The organism is Aquicoccus sp., assembly GCF_041686535.1.
In the GTDB taxonomy this organism is placed as follows: Bacteria; Pseudomonadota; Alphaproteobacteria; order Rhodobacterales; family Rhodobacteraceae; genus Aquicoccus.
The window spans coordinates 1-5,327 of record NZ_JAWLDS010000142.1 but is presented as its reverse complement, the minus strand read 5'-3'; the positions used below and the strand labels follow the sequence as shown (position 1 = coordinate 5,327).

5 protein-coding genes are annotated in these 5,327 nt (G+C 65.9%); 4 read left to right on the top strand and 1 reads right to left on the bottom strand.

Annotated features, from left to right (window positions below; all coding sequences use genetic code 11):
* Positions 1–252: 252 nt before the first annotated feature.
* Entirely contained in the window at positions 253–1,206 is a 954-nt protein-coding gene (locus ACESL9_RS16790; protein ID WP_372675269.1) for a glycosyltransferase family 2 protein, read from the bottom strand.
* A 35-nt stretch (positions 1,207–1,241) separates the two neighbouring features.
* On the opposite strand from ACESL9_RS16790, the gene ACESL9_RS16785 reads away from it, so the two are divergent.
* Genes ACESL9_RS16785 through ACESL9_RS16770 form a run of 4 tightly spaced genes read left to right on the top strand, consistent with a single transcriptional unit; the run spans position 1,242 to position 5,121 of the window.
* Positions 1,242–2,090 (top strand): family 16 glycosylhydrolase, encoded by an 849-nt coding sequence (locus ACESL9_RS16785; RefSeq protein WP_372675268.1) that lies wholly within the window; start codon positions 1,242–1,244, stop codon positions 2,088–2,090.
* The gene (locus tag ACESL9_RS16780; protein WP_372675267.1) at positions 2,083–3,054 is read left to right on the top strand and encodes a glycosyltransferase family 2 protein; all 972 of its coding nucleotides are present in this window, start codon (positions 2,083–2,085) and stop codon (positions 3,052–3,054) included. Before ACESL9_RS16785 ends, ACESL9_RS16780 begins: the two co-directional genes overlap by 8 nt.
* Before the next feature lie 5 nt (positions 3,055–3,059).
* Entirely contained in the window at positions 3,060–4,211 is a 1,152-nt protein-coding gene (locus tag ACESL9_RS16775; protein WP_372675266.1) for a glycosyltransferase family 1 protein, read from the top strand.
* Positions 4,212–4,215: 4 nt separating this feature from the next.
* Positions 4,216–5,121, top strand: coding sequence for a sulfotransferase family protein (locus ACESL9_RS16770; RefSeq protein WP_372675265.1), 906 nt, complete (start codon positions 4,216–4,218; stop codon positions 5,119–5,121).
* Positions 5,122–5,327: the final 206 nt, after the last annotated feature.

The window sequence follows — 5,327 nt, the reverse complement described above, 5'->3', positions numbered from 1 at the left end:
ATCCCAAGAGAATGGAAAACATTCCGCGAACAGGTGTCAGACAATTTCCGCGTCATAACCCACCAAGAATTTCGGTTTTTGGAAGGTTAGAGGTATAGTCAACAAGATCGCGCCTCGTTCAACATGAATCGTGAAAATGCCCCGAAAACAGGCATTGAAGATTCGGGCATATCGATGAAGCCCCCCGGGGGCCGGCTGTCGATTCCATCATGACCACCGAACCTGCCTCCTCCCGCACGGACCACATGCAGATCATGCCGTCTTGCGGCGCGCGCGCCCGTCGCGAAGCTGTCTGACCAGCCGGATCACCGCAGATGGTCGCAGAAGAAGCGTCACCATGGCCCGGAAAGGTTTTCGCGCCTGGATTGCCAGAACTGCGGATTCGGCTGCAGCAAGATCGGACAGGTTCCGCCGGCGGATGCGCATGAGCCGGCGCGCCTCGCGGCCGAGCGTTTCGGCATGGCGCCTGCGGAACGCCGTGTCGGCGCGGGACAGCGCGCGGGCATGGCCGGGATCCAGGCGGCGCGAAACCGACCCGGGGCGTAGGGTATAGAGATAGCCGGGCCCGGGCAGGAACCAGAGGATGCCTCCAATCGCGAGCAACTCCGCGATCAGATGGAAATCCTCTCCGTTCCGCAGACCGGGATCGTAGCGCAACCCGTGTCGCCTCAGGAAGCTGCGCCGCAGGACCGGCTTGAGATATCCGAACGCTGCCTGACCCGGCCGTGCGCCGCACCCCGACAGAAATCGTTCGAGCGACCATCTCTGCGGGGCCTCGATGTTCAGGCCGGCCAGATGACTCGGTCCGAGCGCCCGGCCTTCGGGATCGACCGGCTGCAGGTCGTCATACACGCAATCCGCGCCCACGCGTTCCGCAAAGGCAATCATCCGTGACAGCCGGTCCGGGCGCATCTGGTCATCGCTGTCCAGAATCACGAGCCAGTCACCGCGTGCGGCCTCGATGGCCGCGTTGCGCGCCGCCGCCGGCCCGCCGTTGCGCTCGAGGCTGAGCACTCGGACCCGGGGATCTTCGCGCATCAGGCCCCGGGCGATGCTGGCCGTGCCATCCGTCGAGGCGTCATCGACCACGATCACCTCGAGCGATCGGGTCTCCTGCGCAAGCGCGCTGCGCACGCTTCGGGCGAGCATGTCTTCGGCGCACCAGGCGGCGACGACGACCGTTGCCTTGACCTTGTGACTCGTCATAGGCTGACCCTATTCCACTTTTGAAGGTTGTACACATGAAGATATTTGCCGGTTGGTCTGGTCGCGTCCAGTATCGGTGCTTGCTGGCGGTTCTCGGGGCCGTTTGCGGTCTGTGCATGGCGATCCTTCCAGCGGACCGGGCGACAGCCCAGCCGGAAGGCGCCTTTCTGTCGAGGTTCGACGGGGGCGGCCCGTTGCCCGACGGCTGGCGCATCAGCCATTTCGCGGTCAGCGCCTCTCATTACCGGTCGATCTGGACGCGCCGGTCGGTGATACGGTCCGGGACCGAGGGCGGGCCCTTGGAACTCTGGCTGCGTCCCGCACCGCCCGAAGCGCAGAAGGATTTCCTCGGCGGAGAGGTTCAGCGGCGCCGGCGCACGCATTACGGGCATTACGAGGTGGAAATGACAGCGGCGCCGGGCGATGGCGTGATATCGAGCTTTTTCACCTATACCGGGCCCTATTTCGGGGATCCGCATGACGAGATCGATTTCGAGTTTCTCGGCCGCGACACGACCAAGGTCTGGATCAACCGGTTCGCCAAGGGAGAGAAGCTGCCCGGCCGGTGGATCGATCTCGGGTTTGATGCCGCCGCGGGACCGCATCTCTATGCCTTCGACTGGCTGCCGGATCGGCTGGTCTGGTACGCGGATGGCCGGGAGATCCACCGCATCGAGGCCCCCGAGCATGCCATTCCGGACATACCGGGGCGCATCTATATCAACATCTGGACGGGTGGCACCGGTCAGGCACAGTGGTCCGGCATCGCCGGCCCCGACACCCGTTCGGTCGCACGCTATAACTGCATCTCTTACCGCCCGCCCGGCACCGATGCCCCCATGTGTTCGGACCGCAAGAAGAGCCCCCGGGATCAAGATGACTGACCCGCGTCGCGACGATCCCCGGGTCACGATCGTGATTGCGGCGTGGAACGCCGAGGCGACGATCGTCAGAGCCATCGAGTCGGCCCTGACGCAGACGGTGCCTGTCGAGGTCGTCGTGGTCGATGACCGGTCCACGGACGAAACCCGCACGCGGGCCGCCGCCCTGGCCGAGGGCGAGCCGCGCCTCACCGTCCTGTGCCAGACGGTGAATGGCGGGCCATCCGCGGCGCGCAACCGTGCCATCGAGACAAGCCGCGCGCCGTGGATTGCGGTGCTCGATTCCGACGACTGGATGGAACCCACGCGCCTTCGCCGGCTGTTGGAGCTGGCCGAACGGCACGGGGCCGATTTCATGGCTGATGACCTGTGGAAACTCGACGAGGGCGCGCCGATCTCCGACCGTCGCCGGATGCTTGGTGACGTGACCGGAACGATCCCGGTAACCGCCGCGGAATTCGTGGCCTGCAACCTCTCGGCGGATCATGGCAATCGCCGCGAGATGGGGTTCCTGAAACCGCTCATGTCACGAAGCTTCCTGAAGCGGCACGGGCTGAGCTATGAGCCGGGGATCCGGCTGGGCGAGGATTATGTGCTCTACACCAAGGCACTGCTGTGCGGTGCCGTGTTCATGCTGACCGAGCCAGCCGGCTATGTCGCGACCGTCCGGCCGGGGTCGCTGTCGGGGCGGCATCCGACCGAGGCACATGCCGATCTTGTCCGCGCCGACCGCGCCCTGCTGACCCGCGAGGACCTGTCCTGCGCGACCCGCAAGGCGCTCGAAGCGCATCTCATGGAACACCGCAAGAAATGGGCGTGGCGGCGGCTCATCGATGCCGTGCGCGACGCGGATCCGTTGGCAGCGCTGCGCTGTTTCTGGGCCCCGCCCCAGGTCACGCTCGATCTCTTCGGTCGTCTCGCGCGCGAGGCGCTAGCCCGCGTCCGGCGCCGAACGGGTATGGGGTAGGCCTGGTGGAGACATATGATTGCCTCGTGGTGGCGGAGTCGCGCTTCGCCGGCGGCAGCACTGCCGCGCTCGTCACCGATGTGACCGCGATGTCGGAACTGGGGCTGAGCATCGGGCTTCTCTTCGTGCGGTCCGCCTATCTCGACGACAGCCGGGATGCGCCCAATCCGAAGGCGCTGGAGCTGGCGGACCTGCCCGGGGTCACGATGCTGTCGCCGTCGCGTCCCGCGCGGGGGCGACTCGCGTTCCTGCATCATCCGCTGGTCTTCGTGCGCGGCATCGAGGAACGCGCCCACCTGTCCGCGGACCGGTCCGTGATCGTTGCCCATCACCCGCCGTTCCGCCCGGATGGATCGGTGGAATACAATCCCATGGAGGCGATCCGGCGGGCGCGCGCCGCGTTGGGTCTGTCGGCATGGATCGCCCCGGTATCCGGCCTGGTCCGGACGCAGATCGCCGCCTTCGCCCCCTTCGTTCGTCAGACATCCATCGACTGGCCGAACGTCTTCGACATCTCCGACTGGACGATGACGCGGCCGCCTTTTTCGGGCGGCGGGCCGGTGACGATCGGGCGGCACGGCCGCCCGGACAGACTGAAGTTCCCGGCCACGGGACCCGAGATCGATGCCTGCCTTCCGGCCTGTCCGGAGTTGAGGGTCCGCGTGCTGGGATGTCCGACCGCGGCCCTTGCGCAGGACGGCGCGCATCCGGAGCACTGGGACATCGTGGCATTCGGCGGTGAACCGGTGTCCGATTTTCTGAATTCGCTCGATGTCTTCGTCTATCATCATCATCCCCGCATCAACGAGGCCTTTGGCCGGACCGTCGTCGAGGCAGGGCTCTGCGGGCGTCCTCTGCTGCTCGATCCCCGCCTGCGTCCGACCTTCGGAGACATGGCCGTCTATTGCAGCCCCGGTGAGGTGCGCGACTGCGTCCTGCGGATCGCATCGGATCCGGACGCCGCGCGCGCCGGGGCGTCCGAGGTGCGGCGCAGGATGGCAACTCTCTACGCAAGCGGCTCGATCGGCCCGAGACTGGACCAGATCGCGGCCGATGGCGGTGCGACGAGCCGCCGGGAGGCCGGGGTGTCGCTGCCGATGCTCGCAAGAAAGCTCGGCGGCCATTACAGGCGGCGCCTGCTCGGCGGGACAGGCTAAGGACATGCGTGTGCCGGCCGTCGCATCCAGCCTCATCCGTCGCCGTCATGTCCTGGCGATGCCGCGCTTGCGGCTCGCCCCCGCGCAGGCGGGCGAGCCGCTCTTCGTGATCGGCTCCGGGCGCAGTGGAAATACCCTGGTCCGGCGCATTCTGGTCGCGTCGGACCAGATCTACATCCCGCCCGAGACCTTCGTGCTGGGCGAACTGATCGAATTGTGGCCCCGGACCGCGCTTCTGACATGGCGCGAGCGGGTCTGGCTGTTCTGCGCCCATTTCGAGAAACACCACCACTGGCCCACCTTCGGGTTGCCGAACCTGGATGAATTCGCGGCGGAGGCACAGCGTCTTCGGTCGCGCAAGCTGCGGCCCCTGATGGACGCGTTCTTTTTCTACCTTGCGCGTCAGAACGGTTCGAAGGCCGATCGCTGGGGCGACAAGACCCCGTGGAACACCCATCATCTGCCATCCATCGGTCAGATGTTCCCCCGCGCCCGCTATCTCTGGCTTGTCCGGGACGGCCGCGACGTGGCGCTGTCGTACCGCGAGTCCGGGCTCATCGCGGAGTTCGGGGATGCCGCGCGACGCTGGTGCGATGCGAACGCCGCCTGCGCCCGCTTTGCCCGCTGGTCGCCGAATGTGCTTCGGATGCGCTACGAGGATATCGTGGCCGCGCCGGAAACCGAATTCGCGAAACTGTTCGACTGGGCCGGGCTGCACTTCGATCCCGGCATGCTGACGGCCGAGGTCGGCAATCTGGGGGATGTCGAGAGGCTGGGCCATCACGCCGGGGTCACCGGCACCATCTCCACGGCCTCGATCGGAAAGTGGCGCGGCGCGGTCGATGCAAGCACACTTGCCTCGGCGCCAGCCGATTTCCCTCTCTGGCTGTCAAGGCTCGGATATGCGTGAGCCGAGGCCGGCTCTAGTGTCCTGAACCTAACGGTTGCTACCCTTTGCGAACTGTGCCGGTTCGTTCTGAACAGCATGAAGCCCTTGCCAAGACAGGAATCCTTTGTGTAAGCATTCGCCGAAGGCCGTTTGAACTTAACGGTTCTTCTTCTCGTCAGCCAAGATGCGTTCGATGACGTCAGCTTCGCACGCCTCATCGCGTAGGA

Coding starts and splice junctions, on each gene's coding strand:
- ACESL9_RS16790 (WP_372675269.1), bottom strand. CDS start 1,206: ATGACGAGTCACAAGGTCAAGGCAACGGTCGTCGTCGCCGCCTGGTGC.
- ACESL9_RS16785 (WP_372675268.1), top strand. CDS start 1,242: ATGAAGATATTTGCCGGTTGGTCTGGTCGCGTCCAGTATCGGTGCTTG.
- ACESL9_RS16780 (WP_372675267.1), top strand. CDS start 2,083: ATGACTGACCCGCGTCGCGACGATCCCCGGGTCACGATCGTGATTGCG.
- ACESL9_RS16770 (WP_372675265.1), top strand. CDS start 4,216: ATGCGTGTGCCGGCCGTCGCATCCAGCCTCATCCGTCGCCGTCATGTC.